This window comes from Bradyrhizobium sp. JYMT SZCCT0180 (assembly GCF_018130165.1).
Lineage (GTDB): Bacteria > Pseudomonadota > Alphaproteobacteria > Rhizobiales > Xanthobacteraceae > Bradyrhizobium.
Map to the genome: position 1 here is coordinate 121,008 of NZ_JAFCLZ010000013.1, position 23,439 is coordinate 144,446.

26 protein-coding genes are annotated in these 23,439 nt (G+C 61.4%); 17 read left to right on the top strand and 9 right to left on the bottom strand.

All coding sequences use genetic code 11. From position 1 onward, the window contains the following. Positions 1–12 precede the first annotated feature (12 nt). Positions 13–1,626 carry a GMC family oxidoreductase gene (locus JQ641_RS20070; RefSeq protein ID WP_211997701.1) on the top strand — a complete coding sequence of 538 codons (1,614 nt, stop codon included), beginning with the start codon at positions 13–15 and terminating at the stop codon, positions 1,624–1,626. A gap of 124 nt (positions 1,627–1,750) precedes the next feature. Here JQ641_RS20070 and hemE read toward each other — a convergent pair whose 3' ends face one another. From hemE to JQ641_RS20085, 3 genes are all read right to left on the bottom strand, one after another. Further along, positions 1,751–2,797 (bottom strand): uroporphyrinogen decarboxylase, encoded by a 1,047-nt coding sequence (gene hemE, locus JQ641_RS20075; protein WP_211997703.1) that lies wholly within the window; start codon positions 2,795–2,797, stop codon positions 1,751–1,753. A gap of 152 nt (positions 2,798–2,949) precedes the next feature. Then, positions 2,950–4,632, bottom strand: coding sequence for a pilus assembly protein TadG-related protein (locus JQ641_RS20080; RefSeq protein ID WP_211997808.1), 1,683 nt, complete (start codon positions 4,630–4,632; stop codon positions 2,950–2,952). Next, complete coding sequence (locus JQ641_RS20085; protein ID WP_211997807.1) at positions 4,619–5,032, bottom strand: TadE/TadG family type IV pilus assembly protein; 414 nt, start codon at positions 5,030–5,032, stop codon at positions 4,619–4,621. Before JQ641_RS20085 ends, JQ641_RS20080 begins: the two co-directional genes overlap by 14 nt. Positions 5,033–5,386: 354 nt before the next feature. Between JQ641_RS20085 and JQ641_RS20090 the strand changes: the two genes are divergently transcribed. Next, on the top strand, positions 5,387–6,253 hold the full coding sequence (locus tag JQ641_RS20090; RefSeq protein WP_211997704.1) for a LysR family transcriptional regulator: 867 nt from the start codon (positions 5,387–5,389) through the stop codon (positions 6,251–6,253). A gap of 454 nt (positions 6,254–6,707) precedes the next feature. Then, positions 6,708–6,929: a hypothetical protein gene (locus JQ641_RS20095; protein WP_211997705.1), complete on the top strand. Its 222-nt coding sequence runs from the start codon at positions 6,708–6,710 to the stop codon at positions 6,927–6,929. Here the strand turns inward: JQ641_RS20095 and JQ641_RS20100 are convergent. After that, entirely contained in the window at positions 6,926–7,180 is a 255-nt protein-coding gene (locus JQ641_RS20100; RefSeq protein WP_211997706.1) for a hypothetical protein, read from the bottom strand. The two genes, JQ641_RS20095 and JQ641_RS20100, sit on opposite strands and share 4 nt — an antisense overlap. A 3-nt stretch (positions 7,181–7,183) precedes the next feature. Between JQ641_RS20100 and JQ641_RS20105 the strand changes: the two genes are divergently transcribed. After that, positions 7,184–7,450 (top strand): hypothetical protein, encoded by a 267-nt coding sequence (locus tag JQ641_RS20105; RefSeq protein WP_211997707.1) that lies wholly within the window; start codon positions 7,184–7,186, stop codon positions 7,448–7,450. A 77-nt stretch (positions 7,451–7,527) separates the two neighbouring features. Here the strand turns inward: JQ641_RS20105 and JQ641_RS20110 are convergent, their stop codons facing one another. Then, positions 7,528–7,743 carry a SlyX family protein gene (locus JQ641_RS20110; RefSeq protein ID WP_211997708.1) on the bottom strand — a complete coding sequence of 72 codons (216 nt, stop codon included), beginning with the start codon at positions 7,741–7,743 and terminating at the stop codon, positions 7,528–7,530. Further along, positions 7,736–8,488: an oxygen-dependent tRNA uridine(34) hydroxylase TrhO gene (trhO, locus tag JQ641_RS20115; RefSeq protein WP_211997709.1), complete on the bottom strand. Its 753-nt coding sequence runs from the start codon at positions 8,486–8,488 to the stop codon at positions 7,736–7,738. The genes JQ641_RS20110 and trhO overlap by 8 nt, the downstream gene beginning before the upstream one ends. Positions 8,489–8,691: 203 nt before the next feature. On the opposite strand from trhO, the gene ggt reads away from it, so the two are divergent. From ggt to JQ641_RS20160, 9 genes are all read left to right on the top strand, one after another. Next, positions 8,692–10,278: a gamma-glutamyltransferase gene (gene ggt, locus JQ641_RS20120; protein WP_211997710.1), complete on the top strand. Its 1,587-nt coding sequence runs from the start codon at positions 8,692–8,694 to the stop codon at positions 10,276–10,278. 83 nt (positions 10,279–10,361) lie between these two features. Next, positions 10,362–11,639: an NAD(P)/FAD-dependent oxidoreductase gene (locus tag JQ641_RS20125; protein WP_502754976.1), complete on the top strand. Its 1,278-nt coding sequence runs from the start codon at positions 10,362–10,364 to the stop codon at positions 11,637–11,639. A 240-nt stretch (positions 11,640–11,879) separates the two neighbouring features. Then, positions 11,880–12,152, top strand: coding sequence for a SemiSWEET family sugar transporter (locus JQ641_RS20130; RefSeq protein WP_211997712.1), 273 nt, complete (start codon positions 11,880–11,882; stop codon positions 12,150–12,152). Between the two features lie 102 nt (positions 12,153–12,254). Next, complete coding sequence (locus JQ641_RS20135; RefSeq protein ID WP_211997713.1) at positions 12,255–12,764, top strand: YciE/YciF ferroxidase family protein; 510 nt, start codon at positions 12,255–12,257, stop codon at positions 12,762–12,764. Between the two features lie 68 nt (positions 12,765–12,832). After that, positions 12,833–13,312: a low affinity iron permease family protein gene (locus JQ641_RS20140; protein ID WP_211997714.1), complete on the top strand. Its 480-nt coding sequence runs from the start codon at positions 12,833–12,835 to the stop codon at positions 13,310–13,312. Between the two features lie 212 nt (positions 13,313–13,524). Next, a complete protein-coding gene (locus tag JQ641_RS20145; RefSeq protein WP_211997715.1) occupies positions 13,525–14,367 on the top strand; it encodes a hypothetical protein in 843 nt (280 codons plus the stop codon). 201 nt (positions 14,368–14,568) lie between these two features. After that, positions 14,569–16,704, top strand: a complete 2,136-nt coding sequence (katE, locus tag JQ641_RS20150) for a catalase (RefSeq protein ID WP_211997716.1) — start codon at positions 14,569–14,571, stop codon at positions 16,702–16,704. Between the two features lie 8 nt (positions 16,705–16,712). Further along, positions 16,713–17,048 (top strand): low affinity iron permease family protein, encoded by a 336-nt coding sequence (locus tag JQ641_RS20155; RefSeq protein WP_211997717.1) that lies wholly within the window; start codon positions 16,713–16,715, stop codon positions 17,046–17,048. A 108-nt stretch (positions 17,049–17,156) separates the two neighbouring features. Further along, positions 17,157–17,615 carry an FKBP-type peptidyl-prolyl cis-trans isomerase gene (locus JQ641_RS20160; RefSeq protein ID WP_211997718.1) on the top strand — a complete coding sequence of 153 codons (459 nt, stop codon included), beginning with the start codon at positions 17,157–17,159 and terminating at the stop codon, positions 17,613–17,615. Positions 17,616–17,706: 91 nt separating this feature from the next. Here the strand turns inward: JQ641_RS20160 and JQ641_RS20165 are convergent, their stop codons facing one another. Beyond that, a complete protein-coding gene (locus tag JQ641_RS20165) occupies positions 17,707–17,922 on the bottom strand; it encodes a CsbD family protein (RefSeq protein ID WP_192738400.1) in 216 nt (71 codons plus the stop codon). A 132-nt stretch (positions 17,923–18,054) separates the two neighbouring features. On the opposite strand from JQ641_RS20165, the gene JQ641_RS20170 reads away from it, so the two are divergent. From JQ641_RS20170 to JQ641_RS20180, 3 genes are all read left to right on the top strand, one after another. Further along, positions 18,055–18,612, top strand: coding sequence for a cupin domain-containing protein (locus JQ641_RS20170; protein ID WP_211997719.1), 558 nt, complete (start codon positions 18,055–18,057; stop codon positions 18,610–18,612). Positions 18,613–18,808: 196 nt separating this feature from the next. Next, positions 18,809–19,240 (top strand): VOC family protein, encoded by a 432-nt coding sequence (locus JQ641_RS20175; RefSeq protein ID WP_211997720.1) that lies wholly within the window; start codon positions 18,809–18,811, stop codon positions 19,238–19,240. Between the two features lie 118 nt (positions 19,241–19,358). Beyond that, on the top strand, positions 19,359–20,000 hold the full coding sequence (locus JQ641_RS20180; RefSeq protein ID WP_211997721.1) for a glutathione S-transferase family protein: 642 nt from the start codon (positions 19,359–19,361) through the stop codon (positions 19,998–20,000). Between the two features lie 77 nt (positions 20,001–20,077). On the opposite strand, the gene JQ641_RS20185 is transcribed toward JQ641_RS20180, so the two are convergent. Together JQ641_RS20185 and JQ641_RS20190 are read right to left on the bottom strand one after the other, a co-directional pair. Then, complete coding sequence (locus tag JQ641_RS20185) at positions 20,078–21,196, bottom strand: hypothetical protein (protein ID WP_502754974.1); 1,119 nt, start codon at positions 21,194–21,196, stop codon at positions 20,078–20,080. After that, positions 21,196–21,906: a FecR family protein gene (locus JQ641_RS20190; protein WP_211997723.1), complete on the bottom strand. Its 711-nt coding sequence runs from the start codon at positions 21,904–21,906 to the stop codon at positions 21,196–21,198. The genes JQ641_RS20185 and JQ641_RS20190 overlap by 1 nt, the downstream gene beginning before the upstream one ends. Positions 21,907–22,190: 284 nt before the next feature. On the opposite strand from JQ641_RS20190, the gene JQ641_RS20195 reads away from it, so the two are divergent. Continuing rightward, on the top strand, positions 22,191–23,399 hold the full coding sequence (locus JQ641_RS20195) for a phospholipid carrier-dependent glycosyltransferase (RefSeq protein WP_502754977.1): 1,209 nt from the start codon (positions 22,191–22,193) through the stop codon (positions 23,397–23,399). Positions 23,400–23,439: the final 40 nt, after the last annotated feature.

Sequence of the window (23,439 nt, forward strand, 5' to 3'; positions counted from 1 at the left end):
CGGGGAAAAGCAATGAACAATAATAATGACGCTTCCGAGTTCGATTACGTCATCGTCGGCGCCGGCTCGGCCGGCTGCGTGCTCGCCAACCGGCTGAGCGCGGACGGCAAGCATTCGGTGTTGCTGCTGGAGGCCGGACCAAAGGACAGCAATCTCTGGATCCACGTGCCGCTCGGCTACGGCAAGCTGTTCAAGGAAAAATCCGTCAACTGGATGTACCAGACCGAGCCCGAGCCGGGCTTGAACGGCCGGCAGGTGTTTCAGCCGCGCGGCAAAGTGCTGGGCGGCTCGAGTTCGATCAACGGCCTGCTCTATGTGCGCGGCCAGCACGAGGATTACGATCGCTGGCGCCAGCGCGGCAATGCCGGCTGGGGCTTTGACGATGTGCTGCCCTATTTCAAGAAGGCCGAAAATCAACAACGCGGCGGCGGCAAGTATCACGGCGCAGGTGGCCCGCTGCCGGTATCGGATTGGCGGCATCACGACCCGCTGTCGGAAGCGTTCGTCGTCGCGGCCGCCGAGGTCGGCATTCCCACCAATCCCGATTTCAACGGTGCGACCCAGGAAGGCGCCGGGTTTTTCCAGACCACGACGCAGCGCGGCCGCCGCGCCAGTTCGGCGTTCTCCTATCTTCGTCCTGCCAGGAACCGCAGCAATCTGCACATCGAAACCTCGGCATTGGCGCAGCGCATCCTGTTCGAAGGCCGCCGCGCCAGCGCGGTCGAGTACAAGCAGGAAGGCCGCGTGCGCGTTGCACGGGCGCGCAAGGAAATTCTGGTCTCCAGCGGCGCATACAATTCCCCGCAATTGCTGCAGCTCTCCGGCGTCGGCCCTGCCGACCTCCTGAAGAGCCACGGTATCGAGGTTGTGCTCGACGCGCAGGGCGTCGGCAACGACCTGCAGGATCATTTGCAGGTTCGGCTGGTGACGCGTTGCGCCCAATCCATCACGCTGAACGACATCGTCAACAACCCGGTGCGGCGGGTGATCGCCGGTCTGCAATATGCGGCGTTCCGCAAGGGCGCGCTGACGATCGCGGCCGGCACCTCGGGCGCGTTCTTCAAGACCAGTCCCCGTTTGGCTTCGCCCGACATCCAGATTCACTTCCTGCCGTTCTCGACCGACAAGATGGGCGAGAAGCTGCATGCGCAATCGGGCTTCACGGCCTCGGTCTGCCAGCTGCGCCCGGAAAGCCGCGGCTCGCTGCGCATCAAGAGCGCGGACCCCAGCGTGGCGCCGGAAATCCGTATCAATTATCTCGCGACCGAAACCGACCGCCGCGCCTTCATCGACGGCATCAGGATATTGCGCAAGATTCTCGCGGCGCCCGCGCTAAAGCCGTTTGCGGTCGGCGAGGTCGATCCCGGACCGAAGGTCGCGAGCGACGACGAGTTGCTGGATTTCTGCCGCCGCACCGGCAGCACGGTCTATCATCCGACCTCGACCTGCCGGATGGGCAACGATCCGCTGGCGGTGGTCGATCAGCGTCTGAAAGTGCGTGGCATCGAGGGCCTGCGCGTGGTCGATGCCTCGATCATGCCGGATCTGATGTCCGGGAATACCAACGCGCCGACTATCATGATCGCCGAAAAAGCCTCGGATATGATTTTAGAGGACGCGCGGTAGGAATTTCGCTGTCATCATCCGCGAAGGCGGATGATCCAGTATTCCAGAGGCGTCCGTGATTGAACCGATAAGCTGCTGCGTACTGGATACCCGCCTTCGCGGGTATGACAGTCTCGCGCTTGGCTCAGCCCTTATACGCCCGCACCCGCTTCAGCATCTGCTCGACATGCGCGATCGGAGTTTCCGGCTGGATGCCGTGGCCGAGATTGAAGATCAGGCGGCCACTGGCGTAATTCGCCAGCACGTCGTCGACCGCGCGATCGAGCGCCGCGCCGCCGGCGATCAGCGCCAGCGGGTCGAGATTGCCCTGCACGGCGACGCGGTTTTGCACGCGCTCACGGATCAATGACGGCTCGGCCGCCCAGTCGATGCTGACCGCATTGACGGCGGTCGCCTCGACGTAAGCAGGCAGCATTGCACCTGCGCCGCGCGGAAAGCCGATGATCCTGGCATCGGGCGCTTGCGCGCGCACGCCCGCGACGATGCGTTTGGCGGGCTCGATCGACCAGCGCTGGAATTCGCGCGGCGGCAGCACGCCGGCCCAGGTATCGAAGATCTGCAGCACGTCGGCGCCGGCCTTGAGCTGGCCGAGCAGATACTGGATCGAATTCTCGACCAGCACGTCGATGATTTTCGAGAACGCCTCGGGATGGCGATAGGCCATCATCCGGGCCGGCGCCTGATCCGGCGTGCCCTGGCCTGCGACCATGTAGGTCGCCACCGTCCACGGCGCGCCGCAGAAGCCGATCAGCGCGATGTTGGGATCGAGCTCGCGGCGCACTCTTCTCAGCGCCTCATACACCGGTTCGAGTTTGCTGAAGTCGGCCTGCGTGGCCAGGCCCGCCACCTGCTCCGGCGTATCCAGGGGGTCGAGCCGTGGGCCTTCGCCGGCCTCGAAGCGCACGGAACGGCCGAGCGCGTAGGGGATGACGAGAATGTCGGAAAAGATGATCGCGGCATCGAAGTTGAAACGGCGGATCGGCTGCAGCGTCACTTCGGCGGCGTATTCCGGCGTGAAGCACAGATCGAGAAAGCCGCCGGCCTTGGCGCGCAGTTCGCGATACTCGGGCAGATAACGCCCGGCCTGCCGCATCATCCAGACCGGGGGCACCGGCTGACGGTGGCCGGCTAATACGTCGAGAAACGGCTTGATTGCAGGAGAGGAGGTCAAACTCTGGTTCCAGCCATGTATCAGGAGACATTGCCGTTCCTGATACACGCCAGTTAAGGCTTGGCCAAGCGTTTGATGGCTATCGCTATTCAATCGATGGTTATCGTCAGGCGCCGGATTCCCCAATCCGGTTCAACCTTCAGAGAGGATTGCTAGTTTACCAGCACGGCCCCGTCGCAGCGGATTCCAACCACCCACACGTCGGCCTGTCCGATTCCGACACCGAGCGTCGCAAGCACCGAGGCTAGCAATTGATCGATCGAACCGGTCGCACCGCCAAGGATGCCGCTGACTGTCGAACCGAGCCCGGGAACGGGAAGTCCTAACGGGCCCACATTCACCGACAGCGACAGATCCCCAAGCAGGCTCGATGTGAGAGACTGGGTAAAGTTGGTGGTCGTCACCGTACGTTTGACCTGCGATTGGATGTCCGCGTAGCTGAAGTCGACGTTCTTGGCGGTCGTGTTGCCCATCCCGGCGTGGGCGCGACCGGTGACTGTCACTGCACCCAGATTGACCAGCGTGGCCGCGGGCGGGTTCGGCTTGCTTGTGAAGTTCTTCAGCTCGGCTGTCGTCACGTTGCCGATCCATGCATCGACGATTCCGGGCGTTACGCCGAGCGTGACGGTCGATGTGTTGATACTCGGGCGCCCGCAGTTCAGGGCGTTGAGTGTGGCCGTGCCGGACGCTATTTCGACATACAGCGGCAAATTGACCACGGGAACAGCGCCGCTGCCGACCAACTGTACCGACAGCAGAATGCGGGTCTGCGCGGTGTGCACGCTGGCGCCTTTGGTACCGAGCGTAATCCATCCGGAGCCGACCGGCCGCTCGCCGATGGTCGCAGTGAGGGAGGCGCTGGCGATGCCCGGCAAACCGAGGTTGACGGAAGTTGCGATCTGGTTTGTGCCATTTGCGACCTGGCCCGTTGCGGACACCAGATCAAGCGCCGACACGCCGACGCCAACCTTGGCTTTCTGTCCGGTAGGGAGATTGGCATACGGACCGACGTCGATCAGTGATCCCGGCTTGATTTTTGTCGTGCTGCTTGAGACGGCTTGCGAGATCGTCGATAACGCAGCCGTTGCGGCGTTCGCTCCATTGGCGGTCTGCTGGGTGGTCAATGCCGCCGCGATGATGTCGGCGACTTTAACGTTGCTGGTGAGCACGCTGTCATAGGTGGCGCCCGTCAGGTTGATACGTGTCGCCAACGCGGTGAGGAAATCCAGCGCGTCGATGCGAGCGCTGACGAGGGCTTCATAGTCCATCACCGACAGCGACAGATTGGTTCCGAGGGTCGCGCCGAGCATGGCGTTGATCAATCCGTTGTTCACCGATAGGAGTCTCGAGCCGATGGCAAACGACGCGATGGCGGTCGACGACGCGGTGGCTGACGTCTTTATCGTGAACTGATCGGTGCCAGTGAATACGCGCGCAAAATACAGCGGCGTCTGGGTATTCAAGGTTACGCGTGCTGCATTCGCGGTGCCGATCCCCGGTGTCACGAAGCGGGTTTGTGGCGAAACGGCGCTGTTGGCAGTATATGTTCCGAGTTCGAGCTTTACCATTGAGCTGGCGGGATAGTTGTTTTTCACGACCGTCGCCGTCGCAGCGTTCACCGCGTTGGAAAGATTGCTGGCAGCAACGATGGCAGCGAGGTCAGCGGTGCTCTGGGTCTTGCGCCGGTCAGCGAAGATCGTTCCAAGATCAACCGCAAGCGCGGTGCATCCGATCACCAGGACCATCAGGCCGGCACCCATGATGGCTATGTTGCCCCGCTCGTCGGCGCGAAACCGCCGGAATATCGGCTTCGTTATCAAGTCAGAACCCTCCATTTGGGATCGCCGCCGAGCGGACGATCGTGGATGGCGGGGCAGGAACGAACGGCAATTGATAGATGAAGCTTCGCGACGCGTCATAATTTACCGTGACGACGTATACGTTGGCGTCGCCGGCCGATGCAGCGGCATTGACGGAGAGCGCATTCGCCGTAAGCAGTGGATAGGTCGATACATTGGCGATGACATAACTCGTGGCGAGATTCCTTCGCTCGCTATCATTCATCCCCGCAATGGACGAACGGGCGGCTTCGGCGGCCAGCTGCTGCACACCGTGGACCATGGCCAGATAGGCGCCAAAGACGACTATCCCGAATACCAGCAGCAGAAACACCGGCGCCAGTATCGCAAACTCGATCGCGGATACTCCACGGCAGCAACGAACCAGTTTACGCATCACCTGTACCTCACGACGCTGATTTTCGTTCAGCATCTCAGGGACGGGTGAACACGCGCTATAAAACTTCTTTTGAGAATTGGAGCGGTCGATCCATTGCTGTGAGACCTCAGCTTTTTATGGGTCCATCAATGCGCGCAATGCAGCGGCGGATGCGCCCGATCGAAAGGACGCGCCCGGGGAAATACGGGATATGCACCCTAGCGGTCACAGGGAATGTGTTTTCCTGTTGGATAGTGAAGTTATTGGCGTACAACCGCCTGCAATACCAATATTGATTCTTATTGATCCCGGGGGCGGGGCATTTTAGTGCGGTTGTGGAGGAGCGTTTTGACGCACCGGCAAAATTTTCACATGCATATTCCAATCGAGATCATTCGTACCGTAGTCGCCATATCAGAGACCGGAAGCCTGTCCAAAGCAGGTGAGCGGCTGGGATTAAGCCAGCCGGCGATAAGCTCGCAGGTGAAACGCCTGCAAAGCATGATCGGCGGCTCGTTGTTCGTGAAGACGGCGAATGGGACGACGACCACCGAGCTTGGCAAGCTTGCTTTGCACCATGCGCGGCGGATTCTCGAAGCGAACGATCAGATGTTGCGGCTCGGCGGTAACGCTATCGGTCCGAAACCACTGCGGCTCGGACTAAGTACTCTGTTCGTCCCGGAGTTCGTCAAGCATCAAACGCAGCAATCGATGGCAAACATCTTGATCCACACCGATCATTCGACGGCGATCGGGAAGGGATTGACCGACGGCTATATCGACATGGCCTGCATTTATGAGAATGAGGCGATCAAGGCCGAGGTCGAAGAGCTGGTCATCAATGAATTCGAAGATCCGATGCTTTGGGTACGTTCGAAAGACTTTGTGCTTAGTCCCGGTGCTCCGATCCCGCTGCTGACATGGCCCGGTGACGATTGGATGATTAGGACGATGGTGAAGCAGGGGCTTTCCTACAGGATCGTTTTCAATAGCCCCGATTTTCATGCGAAGCTGGCGGCGCTAAGGGCGGGCATCGGCATTACCGCAATTCCCAGACGCATGATTCCGCCAGACCTGGTTTACGCAAAGGAATATTATTTGCCTCCGCTGCCTCCCATCAAAGGGTTGCTTTGCGCGAAGCTGGAGCTGGACAACGACCATGCCCGGGTCGTCATGAAGCAGCTATCCGCGCTGTTTTTCGGTGGCGTCGCAGGAAGCGGCGACCAGGCCGAAGGCTAGAGCGTTTTCGAGCGAAGCCTGCCCCGGACTTGATCCGGGGTGGATACCGGTTCGCATAGCAATCAAGTTTACGCAGATTGCGTAGACTTATCTGCGGTAGAAAACGCGTCAAGACAAGAGTCTGGAGCTTCGGTTCTGATTCAATCAGAACCGAAGCTCTAGTGATTTTCTGAAACGGGTTCTTTGTGGCCGCAGCGCAGACACTCCAGCATTCGCGGAGTCTGCCGGGCGGAACCCGGCATCATTCTCATCTTGCATTTGGGACATAAGGGGCGGGGAGTCGGCTCTTCAGGTGTGGACATCAGCGAAGTCTCTCAGAGTTTCCCCGTCTCGCAATCGCGGCTCCAGCATACAGTGGAAACCGGCGGAAGTTCCGCTTGTTTGAAATAGTTTTGGGAGTGAACGGGCGGAACTCCGCTCGATTGGCATGGTTGTCTTCCCATGGAGGAACCACATGGCTGAGAAATTCAATCCCGCGGCGCATGACAAGCACGCCGATGACCCCGGTGAGGCGCTGTTGGCCGATCGGGAAATGCACGAAAAGCTCGATGCCGGGCTGGAGGGCAGTTTTCCAGCCTCCGACCCCGCCAGCGCCGCGCAACCGGCGCCGTCGAAACATGACGGCGATCGCGCCAACGAAACGCTGTGGGACAAGGTACTCGCGGTTTTCCGTTAGCACTCATTGGCGCATGATGTGATGAAGACTGAATTCAACCATGCCGCCAACAACTCGCCGCGTAGCGGCAGTTCGAAGAAAGTCACGCCGGTGGTCGGGGCCGCGATCGTGGCTGCCATGATCGCGCTCGCGATCTGGTTTGGCATGCGCGCGTAGTGCCATTGCAGCGCGCTGATTGCGCCGGAACGATTCATATCACCGCGAATTGCTCCCGGATAACTCAAAGAGATAAATTCAAGAGAGAGGAACATGCGATGATCAAGCATCTTGTAATGGCTGCCGTCGCGGTAGCCGGAATTTCCTTCGTTCAGCCGGTGAGTGCGCAGGATGTCGGCGTCGGCGTAGGCGTAGGACCGGGCGGCGCTGGTGTCACCGTTGGCCGCGTCGACCGTGACCGCTATCGCGACCGTGAGGTGATCCGTGAGCGTGAGTACCGTGATCGCGACGAGACCGTGGTGATCAAGCGCAAGCGCGATTACGATCCCGACCGCAGGGTCATCATCGAGCGCGAGCGGTACTAACCAGCGTAGGTTTTTATCACCCCGCGTTGAGTTTGACGAAACGGCCTCCCTGGCGGGGGCCGTTTCCCTTTGTTGTCTCAATAATGCGGCGGCCGCTCGTTGACCGGACCGGTGATGTTGCTTTCGGCGTCCTGCAGCCGCTCCTTCAGCTCCGCGAGCTGGCGCGTCAGGGCGTCGATCTGCTTCCATTGCTCGGTGATGGTCTGGTTCAGCGTCTCGATGGTGACGTCTTGAAACGTCAGCCGCATCTCCAGCGCGTCGATGCGCTCGCCAAGTGCGTTGGCATCACTCATGAGAGCCCTCGCTGATCTGCCGTTCCTGCAAGCCATGCCCCAGCGCCACGCGCTCGTCGAACACGAAGCATTCGCCGCGCCAGCGGCTTTGTTCTTTCGGCACGCCTTCCAGATAACGCAGGATACCGCCCTTGAGGTGATAGACTTCGTTAAATCCATGCGCCAGCAAATAGGCGCTGGCCTTCTCGCAGCGAATCCCGCCGGTGCAGAACATCGCGATCTTGCGGTGCTTGGCCGGATCAAGCTGCCGCGCGGCAAAATCCTTGAACTGCCCAAAACTCCTGATGCCGGGATCGAGCGCGCCTTCGAACGTCCCCATCGCGACCTCGAAGGCGTTGCGGGTGTCGATCACGAGGGTATCGGGCGCTGATATCAGCGCGTTCCAGTCGGCCGGCTCCACATAGGTGCCGACCCGCCGCGTCGGATCGGCAATCGCGTCGCCCAGCGTGACGATTTCCTTCTTGAGCCGGATCTTCAGCCGCGCAAACGGCATCGCGGCGGCCTGCGAGAATTTCAGTTCGAGGTCGTCGAGCCGACCGCCGAACAGGGCGCCGGTCTGCAACTCTTCGGCCAGGGCGTCGATCGCGATGGCGTCTCCGGCCAAGGTGCCGTTGATGCCCTCATGCGCCAGCAGCACGCTGCCTTTCAGCCCGAGCCCCGCGCAGATCGCGCGCAGGGGCTCGCGCAGCTCACGGAAATCCGGCAGCGCGGCGAATTGGTAGAAGGCGGCGACCTTGAGGGGCATGGCGACCGTTTATCAGGCGGGCTGGGAGGGGGAAACCCTGCAAAATCAGCCGCCAGCCCCTGCGTTTGCCGGCCTGCTGTCGTGGCCAGATCTCTGGCATACCAGCCATTGCCCTGCCCGGGATGAATATGCAAAGAACCCACACTTAGCCCGCGCCTGACCCCGGCGTGGCCAAAGAAAACGCTGAAAAGAAAGCTTTCCTGATGAGGAATTTCCATTTCGCCGGCCGCTCGACGGTCCATGCCCAGAACGCGATGGTGGCGACCTCGCATCCCGCCGCGGCGCTGGTGGCGGTCGACGTGATGCGCGCTGGCGGCACCGCCGCGGATGCCGCGGTGGCGGCCTGCGCGCTGCTTGGGGTCATCGAGCCGCAATCGACCGGCATCGGCGGCGATTGTTTTGCGCTGATCCAGCCCAAGGGCGAGGGCAAGATAACAGCCTATAACGGCTCCGGCCGCGCGCCGATGGCGGCAAACGCCGAGTGGTATCTCGAGCGCAAGATCAACTCGGTGCCGCTGACCTCGGCGCACGCGGTCAGCATTCCAGGCAGCATCGACGCCTGGGATACGATCCTGCGCGATCACGGCAAGATGGGCCTCGATACCCTGCTGCAGCCGGCGATCAAGGCCGCCGAAGAAGGCTATATCGTCGCCCCGCGCATCGCATTCGACTGGAAGAACGGTTTCGAGAAACTCAAGAACGGCACCAACACCGAGCGCTATTTGCTGCCGCACGGCAAGCCGGCCGCCGCTGGCGATGTGATTCATCAGCCTGAGTTGGGCAAGACGCTGCGCGCGATCGCCAAGAATGGCCGCGACGCGTTCTATACCGGCGAGATCGCCGCCGACATGGTCGATACCCTGCGCGGCATCGGCGGTCTGCACACGCTGGAGGATTTCGCAGCCCACTCTACCGAGACGACCTCGCCGATCGGCACGATCTATAAGGGCCACGACGTCTGGCAGTGCCCGCCGAACGGCCCGGGCATCACCATGCTGGTCATGCTCAACATCCTCTCGCGCTTCGACCTGACGAAATATCCCGCGCTCAGCGTCGAACGTTTTCATCTCGAGGCCGAGGCCGCGCGCATCGCCTACATGATGCGCGAGCAATGTATCGGCGATCCCGCCCAGGTTCATGTCGATGTCGCCGGCATCCTCGCCAAGGAGTTCGCCGAAGAGCACATCAGCAAGATCCGGATGGACGGACTGCTCGACCTGCCCAACGTCGCGCCGCCGATGAACCCGTCCACCGTGTACATCACCGTGGTCGACAAGGACCGCAACGTCTGCTCGTTCATCAACTCGATCGCGCACTCGTTCGGATCGGCGATCGTTTCCAACAAGACAGGCGTGTTGCTGCAGAACCGCGCCGGCGGTTTCCGGATCCAGCCCGGCCATCCCAATTGCATCGCGCCGGGCAAGCGGCCGCTGCATACGATCATCCCGAGCCTCGTGACCAAAAACGGCCGCGCGCTGATGCCGTTCGGCGTGATGGGCGGGCAGTATCAGCCGGTGGGCCAGAGCCATGTGCTGACCAACATGCTCGACTATGGCTGCGACGTGCAGGAAGCGATCGATATGCCGCGCGGCCTGCATTACGAGGGCTTCTACCAGCTCGAGGACAGCGTGCCGGCTGACATCGTCGAGGGCCTGAAGAAGATCGGGCACAAGACCACCAGTGTGGTCGGCCCGCTCGGCGGCGGCCAGGCGATCTGGATCGACTGGGACAAGGGCACGCTGGCCGGCGGTTCCGATCCCCGCAAGGACGGCTGCGCGCTCGGCTACTAAGACGATCGAGCGGGTTGCCAACCCCAGATATCGGAACCAGTTCCCATCGCTTTCGTTAAGCGATGGGCGCAGGCGTGCGCCGGATTTTCTCCTGCGTCAGCCCCCTGAGGTCCGCCATCAGCGTTCTCGATACCGACGACACCGAACAGGCCGATCTGCACGGCGGGCAATCGCCGTGGTTCGCGGCGGCCGGACATCCGGCGCGCCGTGAGGTCAGCGAGAGTCTCAAATGCGATGCGCTGATCGTCGGCGCGGGGATCACGGGATCGCTGGTCGGCGAGCGCCTGACGCGCCAGGGCCTCGACGTCGTCATTGTCGATCGCGAATTACCCGGCCGCGGCAGCACCGCGGCGAGCACCTCGATGCTGCTGTGGGAAATCGACCGCTCGCTGACGGAGCTGACGGAGGCCTATGGTTTCGAGCGCGCCTCGCGCGCCTATCGCGCCAGCCTGAACGCGGTCACCGGCCTGAAATCGCTGGTAGCACAGCTCGGCATCGCCTGCGACATGCATGACAGGGATTCGCTTTATCTGGCGGCCGGTGACACCGGCGGCGAGTTGATCGAAGAGAATCGCCTGCGCCAACGCGCCGGTCTGCCGGGCGATTATCTCGACCACGCCAGATTGCTGGAAATTTATGGAATTGCGCGGGCCGGTGCGATCGTATCAAAGGGCGCCGCCGATTCCGATCCGATGCAACTGGCGCGCGGGCTCCTCAACGCGTGCGTTGCGCGTGGCGCGCGTTTGTTCGACGGCGAGGCCGTGGCGTTCGATGCCGCCGGCCGCTCGGTTGGCGTCGCCATGGCCAATGGCCGCGAGATCGAGGCGCGTTCGGTGATACTCGCGACCGGTTATACGATGCCCGACATCGTGCATTCGACGGTGCATGCGGTGTCGTCGAGCTGGGCGATTGCGACCACGCCGCAGCCGCAGAACATCTGGAAAGATGCCGTGCTGATCTGGGAGAACAGTAAGGATTATCATTATGCGCGCACGACGCGGGCAGGGCGGATCATCATCGGCGGCGAGGACAGCGAGGATGTGATCGAGCCGGAGGCGCGCGACCGCCTGATCCCCGAGAAGTCCAGGATTCTCGCACAAGAGCTCGCGGCGCTGTGGCCGATCGCGAACACCGAAATCGAATTCCGCTGGTCCGGCACGTTCGACACCACGCGCGACGGCCTGCCGCTGATCGGCCCGGTGCCGGGACACAAGGGCGTCTTTGCGGCGTACGGCTATGGCGGCAACGGGATCACGTTCAGCTATCTCGCCGCGCACCTGATCGGCGACCTGATCGCGGGTGCGACCTCGCCCTTGCTGCGCGATTTCGCGCTGGACCGGGATGGCGGATCGATCGGTTGACCGGTTGCGCTATTGGAACTTGGCTCAGCGCCACGCGTTGTCCATTCAGTCATCAATACACGGAGGCTGACATGGGTTTCGGAAAAGGCGCGCTTCTCTGGTTAATCGGAATTCCGCTTCCGATCATTTTGCTTCTTGCTCTATTCATGAATCGCTAGGTACTGAGCGTCCGGAGCCCCCGACGGACAATTCCGCAGTGAGGTTCCGGATGCCCCTTTTCCACCTTATGGCGCCGTCGAAATGATCCAGGACTTCGCTCCGTGGATCGGAGCCTGCGCCGCCGCTCTTACCTCCCTGTCTTATATTCCGCAGGTGCAGAAGGCGTGGCCGCGTGGATCGACCGACGATCTGTCGCTGACCATGCTCGTCGTTCTGACGTCAGGTTTGGTGTGCTGGATCGGTTACGGCTTGTTGAAAGCAGACTGGGTTATCGTCGCTGCTAACAGCGTCGGAGCCGCACTCTCGGCCAGCGTCCTCGCCTTCAAGTATCGCGACCTGCGCGCCGGAAACTAGTCCCGAGAATTCGACGCCATCTCAATGAACATCGGTAGGAACATTGCGCATCCGGCAATGTTTAACGCGCATCCAATCCAGATTTTAGCTCAGGAGATGCATATGGGACTGTTCTCAAAAGACATAAAGACGATGGACGATTTGTTGCTGCACGGCTTGCAGGACATCTATTACGCAGAGCAGCAGATTACCAAGGCGCTGCCGAAGATGATCGATCAGGCGACCAACCGTGATCTGGCACAGGGGCTCAAACTGCACCTTGAAGAGACCAACAAGCAGATCGAGCGACTTGATCAGGTGTTCAAGAAGCTGGGCAAACAACCGACTGGTACCGATTGCCCGGCGATCGACGGCCTGATCAAGGAAGCCAATGCAACCGCAAGCGAGATCGAAGACAAGTCGGTGCTGGACGCCGCGATCGTGGCGAACGCGCAGGCGGTCGAGCATTACGAGATCGCCCGCTATGGCACGCTAATCGCCTGGGCGGAAGAACTTGGCCACGACGATATCGTCCGGTTCCTGACGACGAACCTGAACGAGGAAAAGGCCGCCAATGCCAAGCTTAATACCGCAGCGCTCCGCAAGGGCGTCAATCGCAAGGCCGCGAGCTGAAACTCGCCTATCGTGCCGCCCGGCGCGTCGCGCTGGGCGGTCAGGCATTAAAGGAGCAGATTTCGTCGATGGCCGGCCAAAACGCCTATCCGCAGGATAACAGATCCGCAGAGCATCGCGGGGGGTTCAGTCGCTTCTTCGGTGATCTCGCGAACAAGACGTCGCTGGCGGCTGGCCGCGCCTCCGCGTTCATGGTCGCGGCGGGAGTCGTTTTGGTCTGGGCGATTACAGGCCCGTTGTTTCAATATTCTGACACCTGGCAACTCGTCATCAATACCGGCACGACGATCGTCACCTTCCTGATGGTGTTTCTGATCCAGAACTCCCAGAACCGCGACAGCGCGGCCATTCAGGTCAAGCTGGACGAACTTATTCGCGTCAGCACCGCGCAGAATTCCTTTGTCGGAATAGAACACCTCACCGATGACGAACTCGAGGAAATCCGAGACAGATGCGAACGGCGCGCCGAAGCTGAAAAGGCCGGGGAAGAATCTGTGAAGAAGACAGGCAAGAAAGCCAAAGAGGCTGCGGATCGCGCGGTAGACTAGGCCGATCCATCGTCACACAGAGACAATATCGATCACGCGCCCTCGGAAAAAACCAAGGGTGTCCTCGTTCTCGTGCTCACTCGGTGCTTCCGTCTCTTTCCGGCAAGAAGAAGGCAATGCTCTGGAACCAATGATCTTTCGGCACATTGGTGCGGCATCTGAACAATTATGCGGCACTTGAAATATCTGCCGTCAGCTGGGAGCGCGCTATTATGGATGCAGTCGTTATTCAACCGGGAGTCGATACGGCCGAGCCGTCCGTCTCCGGCGTTTCATGGCCCGCGGTTACCGCTGGTGCCGTCGTCAGTTGTGCGCTCACGCTGGTATTGCTGGCGTTCGGCATCGGTCTTGGTCTCTCCGTCGTGTCGCCCTGGAGCGGCTCGGGCGTGTCGGCAACGACCTTCAAAATCGGAACTGGCCTTTATCTCATCGTCATTGCCATGCTCGCGTCCTCGATCGGGGGCTATATCGCCGGTCGCCTGCGGACGCGATGGACCGGCGTTCACACCGATGAGGTCTATTTTCGTGACACCGCCCATGGCTTCATCGCCTGGGCGTTCGCTTCCGTGCTCGGCGCGATCCTTCTGGCCTCGCCGGCGAGCAGCTTGATTGGCGGCGCGGCGTCCGGCGTAAGCCAGGCGGCGACATCAGCGGCCAGCCAGTCCGGCCCGATGGACGGTTACGTCGACACGCTGCTGCGTGCGGACACCCCGGCGCCGGCCAGCACCGGCAATGCGCAGGATCCGCGTGGTGAAGTGACTCGCTTGTTCACTTCAAGCTTCCGCAACGGCGGTGAACTGAAAGCGCCCGACAAGACTTACGTTGCCAAGGTCATTGCTGCGCGAACGGGCCTGAGCCAGGCCGATGCCGAAAAGCGCGTCAATGATGTCGTCACGCAGATCAAGGCCGATGCTGATGCGGCCCGCAAGGCCACCGCGCAACTCGCGTTCTGGCTCGTGGCGTCACTTCTGATCGGAGCGTTCTGCGCAAGCCTTGCTGCGACCGAAGGCGGTGCCCTTCGCGACGGTACATGGCGACGCGCCGCTCACCGCTAATTTTGCAAAATGAAAGGAACGTCCCATGCCCATTCTTCTTTGGCTCGTCGGAATTCCGATTCCGCTGATCATCCTGATCCTGCTGCTGCGATAGGCAGTTGAAACCAGAGCTGAAAATCCCCCGCGGTCGCGGGGGATTTTTGCCTTCCCGTCATTCCGATGGACCGACGCTTGGTGCCATTGTTTCTACCAGGAAAATTCATGGCCAAATCTTCCAAGTCCGCCGTCAACGGCAAAGCAATATCCGCCCGATCAGTAACGATTCACGATCAGAAACTCGGTCGCGGCGAGGGTGGCGAACTGCATCAGGTTGCGACGGCTGATGTTCCGGTGCTGACCACCGCCCAGGGCGGTCCGGTGTCGGACGATCAGAACTCGCTGAGGATCGGCCCCCGCGGACCAACCCTGCTCGAAGATTTCCATTTCCGCGAAAAGATCTTCCACTTCGACCACGAGCGCATTCCGGAGCGGGTCGTTCACGCCCGCGGCTACGGCGCACACGGCTTCTTCGAGACCTACAAGCCGCTTTCGAAATACACCCGTGCCGACCTGTTTCAGCGCGCAGGCGAGCGAACGCCGGCCTTTGTGCGGTTCTCGACGGTAGCGGGCGCCAAGGGCTCGTCCGATCTGGCGCGCGATGTGCGCGGGTTTGCCGTCAAGCTTTATACGCAGGAAGGCAACTGGGACATCGTCGGCAACAACATTCCGGTGTTCTTCATCCAGGACGCGATCAAGTTTCCGGACCTCGTTCATGCGGTGAAGGAAGAGCCGGACTGCGCGTTTCCCCAGGCCCAATCCGCCCACGACAATTTCTGGGATTTCATCAGCCTGACCCCCGAAAGCATGCACATGATCATGTGGGTGATGTCGGACCGTGCCATCCCGCGCTCGTTCCGCTTCATGGAAGGGTTCGGCGTTCATACATTCCGCCTCGTCAATGCGAAGAACGAGTCGACGTTCGTCAAATTCCACTGGAAGCCCAAACTCGGACTGCAGTCGGTGTTGTGGAACGAGGCCGTGAAGATCAACGGCGCCGATCCGGATTTCCATCGCCGCGACCTCTGGACGGCCATACAGACCGGAAACTTTCCGGAATGGGAACTGCAGTTTCAGCTGTTCGATCAGGCCTTCGCGGACCGTTTCGAGTTTGATGTCCTCGATCCCACCAAGATCATTCCGGAAGAGATGCTGCCGCCGATCCCGGTCGGCCGTCTGGTGCTGGACCGGATGCCGGATAATTTCTTCGCCGAGACCGAACAGGTCGCGTTCATGACCCAGAACGTGCCGCCCGGCATCGACTTCTCCAACGATCCGCTGCTGCAGGGACGCAATTTTTCCTATCTCGACACCCAGTTGAAGCGGCTGGGCGGCCCGAACTTTACCCATATTCCGATCAACGCACCGAAATGTCCGTTCGCTCATTTCCAGCAGGATGGTCATATGGCGGTGCGCAACCCGGTCGGGCGCGTCAACTATCAGCCGAATTCATTCGGCGAAGGCCCACGCGAGTCCCCGCAGCGCGGCTTCGTGCCATTTGCGGACGTGGAGCAGGGCGCCAAACGCCGCCTGCGCGCGGAGAGCTTTGCCGATCACTACAGCCAGGCGCGGCAGTTCTTGATCAGCCAAACCCGCGGCGAGCAGCATCATATCGCGGCGGCGCTGACCTTCGAACTCAGCAAGGTGAAAACCCCTGTCATTCGCGAGCGGATGGTGTCGCATTTGCTCAACATCGACGAGTCGCTGGCGGGCAAGGTCGGAGCAGGGCTCGGGCTCAAAGCGATGCCCAAGCCGGCCGCTGCGGCCATGCCGACGCGGCAGGACCTCGATCCGTCCCCAAAACTGAGCATCGTCGAAAACGGGCCGGAACGCTTCGAAGGCCGCAAGCTCGGTATTCTCGTCACCGACGGTACCGATGCGGCACTGCTGAAAGCTTTGCAGAAGGTGCTCACCAAGGAAGGCGCCACTTTCGAAATCATCGCCCCGAAGGTCGGGGGAGCCAAGGCCGGCGACGGCACCTGGATCGAGGCCGATCAGATGATCGACGGCGCTCCGTCGGTATTGTACGACGCGGTTGCGCTGCTGCCGGCGGCTGCGGCAATGGACGATCTGCTGCAGGAATCCACCGCGCGCGATTTCGTCGCCGACGCGTTCGCCCATTGCAAGTTCATCGGCCACGTGGAAGCGGCAACACCGCTGTTTGCGAAGGCCGGGATCGCCGAGGCCGATATCGACGAAGGCTTCATTTCGCTGGCATCGCCAAAGGACGCGGCAGACTTTGTCGGCAAGCTCGGTCAATTGCGGGTTTGGGGCCGGGAGCCCAGCGTCAAGATGAAATAGCAGCAGCGATGGCGAAGGTACCTGAGCAGCACTGGACAACCCACATCGGGCAAGCGGCGGGACACCCCGCCGCCTTCCTCGGGGTCGTCACCTACGGTGCGCTGTGGTTCGCCTTTGCTGGGGATACCTTCGGTTGGGAGGCCGTCGGCACCCTGGCGGTTTTTATGATGACGCTGTTCATCCAGCGCACCAACCGGCGCGATAATCTCGCACTTCATGCCAAGCTGGATGAGCTTTTGCGCGTGGATTGCGATGCGAGGTCGGAGCTTACTCACCTCGACGAGCAGGAGCCTGAAGAGATTGAGCGGCATCGGGATAAAGAAGTGAATAAGGATGTCGATTGACCACGCCGGATGCGCGCCGATTCCATGCGTATTTGGCTGCGCCGACGGGGTGACAACGTCAGCTCCGTTGCGCTAGACACGTTCCGGCTTATCGAGAAAGGTAACGAGATGCGATCTTCCAGACGCACGATCATTCAGAGCGCTTTTGCCGCCGTGGCGGCGGCTGCTACTTCAACCCTTATTCCGGCCCCGGCATCGGCCCAGACCGCAGGAAAACCCATGACCACAGCTTCAGGTTTGCAGATCATTGACAGCACGGTCGGCACCGGCGCTTCGCCGAAACCCGGCCAGACCTGCGTCATGCACTACACCGGCTGGCTCTATGAAAATGGCCAGAAGGGCAAGAAGTTCGACTCTTCGGTCGACCGCAACGAGCCGTTCGATTTTCCGATCGGCCAGGGCCGCGTCATCAAGGGTTGGGACGAGGGCGTCGCCTCGATGAAGGTCGGCGGCAAGCGCACGCTGATCATTCCGCCCGCGCTGGGCTATGGCGCGCGCGGCGCCGGCGGCGTCATTCCGCCCAACGCCACGCTGATGTTCGATGTCGAATTGCTGGCGGTGAAGTAACCGCCGCTTCTCGCTTGCTGCGCCCCTATGGTGCAAACAAAAAAGACCGGTCCCAAAGGACCGGTCTTTCAGTTTCACGCAATCAGCGCGATCAGAGGTTCTTGTTCGCCGCGTTGGCGGCCTTGTCGAGGGCCTCCTTGGTGGCTTCCTTGGCGTCGCCCATGGCCTTCTGGCCCTTGCCTTTGACTTCCTGGATCACGCCTTCGCCCTGCAGTTGCTCAGAACCGGTGGCTTCGCCGATGCCCTGCTTGGCCTTGCCGATCGCTTCGTTGGTGGCGCCTTTGATCTTGTCTGCCGTGCTACCCATGGAACATTCCTTTTGATGTCTGTACTTCGATAGGACAACGCACCAATGCGCCGGCGGTTCCTCTAAACGCTGGTTTCTGTTCACGTTTTTATGTACGCTCGGCCACCGAACGATTTTACGGAAAGCAGCGCGATGTCAGGCCCTCACGACCACACACACGATCACTCGCACGATCATTCTCATGATCATTCTCATGGCGATCACTCGCACAGCCACGACGCCGATCGCTGGAAGCATGATGGCGTCCGCGTCATTCCCGGCAATCAGCTCGATCCCAACGTGCCGTCGACCGCGGGCATGGACCGCAAGGCCGCGATCAATTTCGCCCGCGTCGGCGCGCAGAAATTATGGGCGGGCACCGTGACGATCCGCCCCGACGCCAAGACCGGCGCGCATCATCACGGCCATCTCGAAAGCATCATCTATGTCGTGAAGGGCAAGGCGCGGATGCGCTGGGGCGAGCAGCTGCAGTTCACCGCCGAAGCCGGTCCCGGCGATTTCATCTTTGTGCCGCCCTATGTGCCGCACCAGGAGATCAACGCCAGCCGTGACGAGGTGCTGGAATGCGTGCTGGTGCGCAGCGACGGCGAAGCGGTCGCGATCAACCTCGACATCGAGCCGATCGAAAAGCCGGAGACCGTGCTGTGGGTCGATCCCGTGCACCGGGATCCCGCGGAGAAGAAATCGTAGCTTCTCGTCGCCCTTCGCGATGACGGTTAAATTTGTCATGCCCGGCCTCGCGCCGGGCATTTTCGTTGTTTGCCGAAGTCTTGCTAAAGCCCCGTCGCGGTACGGAAAATCAGCCCGAGAAAAATCTCCAAAGCCGATGTCGGATCGGTCCCGGCTGGTTCGTCCTCGATCCGAACCCCTCGAAAGGAGCCCATTCATGGCCAAAATGATCTTCGTCAACCTGCCGGTCAGCGACCTTGCCCGCGCCACCGCGTTCTACCAGGCGATCGGCGCCGTGAAGAACGACCAGTTCTGCGACGACACCGCGTCCTGCATGGTGTTTTCCGAGACCATTTACGCGATGCTGCTGACTCACGAGAAGTTCATGCAGTTCTCGCCGAGGAAGATCGCGGACACGAAGACATCCTGCGAGGTGCTGATCTGTGTTTCGGCCGACAGCCGGGCGGAAGTCGACGATCTCGTCGGCAAGGCCGAGAGGGCGGGCGGCGGCGTCGATCCCTGCCCGAAGCAGGATTACGGCTTCATGTACGGCCGCAGCTTTGAGGATCCCGACGGCCATATCTGGGAAGTGATGTGGATGGACGTCGCGGCCGCGAATGCGGCGCAACCGGCTGCGGCCAGCGCCTGATCTCACTGTCATCGCGGCGGCGTAAGGCGAGGGGCGCAGGGTGGGCAAAGGCGTGCTTCGCGCCGTGCCCACCATCTATCCCGGGTGTATATCTAGCCCAATCCAGGAACGCTTAACTATGCTCACCGTCTATGGCGAAGGTCGTGGCTTCCGTGTTGTTTGGCTGCTTGAGGAATTAGGATTGGCTTATCGGCTGCGCCCGGTCGATCTGCTGGCAGCCGAGGTTGATCGCGATTTCCTCGCGATCAACCCCGCCGGCTTCATTCCCGCACTGCAGGACGGCGAGACGATCATGGTCGAATCGATCGCGATTCTTGAGTACCTGCTCGCCCGCCACGGCTCAGCTTCGCTTGCCGTCGCCCCGGACGATCCCACCTTCGCTTCCTATCTGCAATTTCTCCACTTAGGCGAAGCCGGGCTCGCCGGGCCGATGAACGCCGTCTTGGTCGGTCGCCAACTGGCGCCCGAAGCCGAGCGAAATGCCCGGGTTACCTGCTGGGCACTCGAGACCTTCGAGAGCCGGCTGGGGTTGGTTATCCGCCGCCTCGCGGCTTGCCCCTATCTCGCCGGCGACCGATTCACTGCTGCCGATATCTCGGTGAGCTACGCCCTCCTGCTCGGCCTGCGAACCGGCAACTACGTCCCCGGTTCTACCGAGCGGGACTATCTCGCCCGCACGACGGCACGCCCTGCCTACGCCCGAGCGATGGAAAGCTGCCAGGCCACCAAGGCTTGGGCGGCGAGATCACCGGGATTGTAGTGCTCGCTTCATCGGAGCGGCCAAGCGTTCGGGCGCACCATGGCGGGACCTGCCCGAGGCGCTTACGAGTCCACGGCCTAATACGTAATCCGCAAGCCGAGGCCGCCATGCAGCGTGTTGCCCACCGGCTGCGGGCCGGCGGTGCCGTTGACGAAGAGGTCGGCGACCCAGCCCTTGCTGATCCGGAAGCCGAGGCGGCCGCCATATTCGAACCAGCCCTGGTTGCCGATCGTCGGCACCACGGTGCCGTTGCCGGTCACGGTGGCGACGATGCCGGATTGCGTGCCGAACGATTGCACGTACCCGCCATTGATATTGGCCTCGACATTGTTGCTGAACAGATGCGTCCACTGTCCGCCGATCTTGACCAGATTGGTCTTGTCGGTGCCGCCTGATATCGAGGCGTCGAACGGATTGAACGCGGCGGCGGGATCGGTATAGCCCTTCACGCGCTGCCACAATTGCCAGACCTCGACGGAAGCGGCGACCTCGTCGCGCGGCGACAGCCGGCTGATCCAGCCTGCGCGGCCATAGACGCCGTAATTGTCGCCGGTCGTGTGGCTGTCCAGCGATACCGCCCCCAGGCTCGTCGCATAGGTGCGGCGATAGCGTATCTTCTCATAGGGCGTCAGGATGGCGCCGATGTCGAAGAACGGCCGTGACGATCCCCAGTCGGCGAAATCGTAACGCAGTGCGAACGCGCCGATCGGGGCTGCCGTGACGCTGTAGCCGCCTTCGCTGTAATGGGTGTAGGCGATGCCCGCCAGCAGCGACAGATTGGCGGTCAGGTTCTTGCGGCCGTGAATGCCGGCCGAGAACGATCCCGCCGAACCGAACGCGCTGACGCAATCGCCGCAATTGACCTGCTCGTTGACGCCGAGCAGCACGGTGCCGAGCACGCGGTTGGTGATCATCTGGTTGAAGCGCTGCTTGGCCAGATCGTTGATCGATCCCGCGCTGGAATCCGCGCCGGTTGGGCCTGGACTCGGCGTTGGCGTCGGCGTTGGCGCCGCAATGGGGGTCGGCGACGGCGAGGGCGTCGGTGTGGGTGAATATGTGGGGGTTGGTGTTGGTGACGGCGAATACGTTGGTGACGGCGATTGCGCCGACGCGGGCGCGATCAGCATCGGCGTCAACAAAACCCCCGCGGTCAGCGCGGCCGATACAATGAAGCCCTTGATGCGGTTTGACATCATCAGCGTCCGCACAGCATGCCGCCGTCATCGACCGGCGGCGTCACCGTCGGCGAGGCGTTGGCATATTGCGTCGCGCTGCAAAGCCCCGCCGCGGCGCTGCAGGTCTTGGCGAAGGTCCATGGCGGGTTGTTGGTCTTCTTGATGGTGGTCTTGCCGCCGCTCAGGGTGATGACGGCGGTATCGCCGGGATTGGTGAGCTGGACGCATTCGAAGCTGACGGTACAGACCGAGGCCTGGCCTTCCCGCAAGTTGACGACGGTCTGGCCGCGCTGCGACAGGATGTCGAGCGTGGTGCCGCGGACGCCGATGGTCGCAAGCGGCGTCGTGATCTTGTAGGCGGCTTTTTCCGAATTACCGGTGACGAATCGGAACGCGCCGGAGGTCAGGCGGATCGCAACGTCGCGATAATGGGTCTCGTCGTCGAACACGGTGCGGTCGAGCTTGAGCGACGCGCTCGGCCCGAGCGAAAGGTTGGTGCTGTCGGACATCACCAGCCGCGCGGCGCTGTCGAGGCCGGTGCGCACGATTTCGTCGCGCAGCAATCCGTCGCCGACATTGAGCTGGCTGGTTGCCGATCCGGCAACTCGGAGAACCTGATTCTTGACGACGGCGGCTTCACCGACGCGCGTTTGCGCTGAGAGCGGACTTGCCGCCAGCACCGCGATTGCGCCAAGCACAAAAAGAAAAAAAGAGTAGTTACGCGATTTCATTTCAAAGCCGATCGATTATCCCGACATCGTACCGGATCACGCGCGCAAGCGATGTGGCAGAATTATCACAAGCGGCGCCTTACTAGCCCGTCGGTTAGTGCCGTCGGATTCGAATTGCGTTCAATGCGATGGACATAAAAATCTGTACCGACCACACTCAATTCTGCCGCAATTTCATTCAGTTCGTGAAGACAGTGCCAGAATCACCAACTTCTATTCCCAATCAGACGATTGCGCGCACCGCTATCATCGCGGGTACCCTGTTTTTCTTCGCGCATTTCGCGATGCTGATCGGCATCACCACGCCCGAAAAGTTCTACTTCGACGAGGTGCATTACGTGCCGGCGGCGCGGCAGATGCTTCTGCCCGTGATGCCGCAGCCGATGCTCAACCCGATGCACCCGCCGCTGGCCAAGCAATTCATCGCGCTGTCGATCCACACCTTCGGCGACGTGCCGCTGGGCTGGCGTTATCCTGCGGTGCTGGCAGGCGCGCTCGCCATCGTCGCGGTGTATCTGTGCGGCCTCGCATTGTTCGCGGCACAGGGGCCGGCCATCGCCGCGAGCCTGCTCGCCTTTTTCAACCAGATGCTGTTCGTGCAATCGCGGATCGCGATGCTGGATATTTTCGCGCTGACTTTCAGTCTGTTCGCCATCGCCGCGTTCATGCACGGCTTCCGGCAGCAGCGGCCGCATCTGTGGTTCGCGCTGACCGGGCTGTTTTGCGGTTTTGCGATCGGCTGCAAATGGAGCGGGCTGTTCGTGCTCGCGGTCTGCGTCGTCATCGTGGCGGTGATCCGCCTGTTGCAAAGCTGGCGTACGCAATTTGCCGACGGCAATGCCGACGACTGGTATCGGCCCGACCTGTGGCCCGGTTTCAAGGCCTGGCATTTCGCGGCGTGCTTCCTGCTGATCCCGGCGCTGGCCTATCTCTCGACCTTCGTCCCGCTCTACGGCTTGTCGGTCCCTGACATCATCGAGGCGCAACGGCGGATTTTCAGCGACAACACCACGACCGCGATCGCGGGCCACACCTATATGAGCTCGTGGCCGTCCTGGCCGTTCCTGGTGCGCCCGGTCTGGTATCTGTTCGACAAGGTCGGAGACGACAGGATCTCGGCCGTGGTCTTTCTCGGCAATCCCCTGATCCTGTGGCCGGCGCTGATTGCGCTATTGGTTTGCCTGCGCGACTGGATCGTAACGCGGCGAGCTGATGCGTTTCTGGTGCTGGCGTTTTTTCTCGGCCCGTATCTCGCCTGGGCGTTGCTGCCGCGAACGCTCGGCTTCATCTATTACTATCTGCCGGCCGCGACCACCGCGAGTTTCGTGCTGGTCTATGCGCTCCGCCGCGGCAACACGCCGGGCTGGCTGCTATGGGGCTTTGTCGCTGTCGGAGCGGCGGGCTTCGCCGTGATGCTGCCGATCTCGGCCGCGTTCGTGGAAACATCGATGGCGACGTTCAACCGCCTGATGATTTTCCAGAACTGGATATAAACGCAAAATCCGCCTGCCGTTTCCGGCAGGCGGATCGAAG